This is a genomic window from Caballeronia arationis, from assembly GCF_001544975.2.
GTDB lineage: Bacteria > Pseudomonadota > Gammaproteobacteria > Burkholderiales > Burkholderiaceae > Caballeronia > Caballeronia arationis.
Window position 1 is genome coordinate 1 of the sequence record NZ_FCOG02000500.1, and the last position, 984, is coordinate 984.

Genomic DNA, 984 nt, shown 5'->3' on the forward strand with positions numbered 1-984 from the left:
TTACCGAGAACTGGATCGGCGCTCACGAACGCCAAGATGAGACCGTGAGAAAGGCGCAAGAACTCGGCACTCTCGAGAAAGGAAAAGAACCATGTTTATTCAGCGCACCGGCGTTGGCCGTCTGGCACTGTGCGTCTCGTTGATTGCTAGCCTTGCTGCATGCTCGCATTCGCCGTCGGAGGGAGACGCGAACGCTGCCATCAAAACGCGGCTTGGTGATTGCAAGTATTTCAGTATCGGCAGCTTCGACAAAGTCAATGGCATCCCGGTCGATGACAATGACTACCGGATGGAGGTCAGGTACAGCATCACGATGGACCTCGATAGCCGCTATCACGATCGACTCAAGCAGCACATGAAGAACGTCGAGGGTTTCACCGCAATGAACGCAGACTTCGACGCTAGACTGGAAAAGTTCAATACGGAGATGTTGGCTTACAACGAAGCGCACGCCGACGACGGTTCTCCGAGATATGAAACGACGCACCCCAGTCCGATGAATGACCTCACGACCCCCGAGCAACGCGCGATGCAGGCCGACGCTCAGAGCGACATCAAGTCAGTACTCGTGCAGAGCATTTCCCAAGAGTGTCCGGCGTTGGACCGGCGTCTACTCACGAACTTCTTCGACGCACAGACACCGATGAAGAACTACGCTGACGATGTGACTTACAATTTTACCGAGACGCTCGCAATGATGAAGACCGACAACGGTTGGCAAGAAGCGCGCTAACCCGACCTCGCGGATCTTAGGATCCGCTTTTTTTTGGTTCTTCGTCGACTTCGGGGGACGGCGCTCACCGACCCTGCAGAGCCAGTCGAGCACGCACTTGGTCGACGGCGGTTTCCGGGGCGCAGCGGCCACTAGATTCCTTGACTGAATTGATCTTGTAGCAGTCGAGTCAAGTTTCTACGCGGCGATTTTGACCTGATCGCACCAGGTGTTAACGGCCTTCTCAGCGGTGCGGAAGCTGCGCTGCAAAG

1 protein-coding gene is annotated in these 984 nt (G+C 55.6%); it reads left to right on the forward strand.

What is annotated here, in order from left to right; genetic code table 11:
* Window positions 1-91 precede the first annotated feature (91 nt).
* The gene (locus tag AWB81_RS43480; protein ID WP_062644776.1) at window positions 92-733 is read left to right on the forward strand and encodes a hypothetical protein; all 642 of its coding nucleotides are present in this window, start codon (window positions 92-94) and stop codon (window positions 731-733) included.
* The last annotated feature ends 251 nt before the right edge of the window (window positions 734-984 follow it).

Bases quoted from the DNA above. Each gene is read 5' to 3' on its own strand.
- AWB81_RS43480 (WP_062644776.1), top strand. From the start codon at position 92: ATGTTTATTCAGCGCACCGGCGTTGGCCGTCTGGCACTGTGCGTCTCG.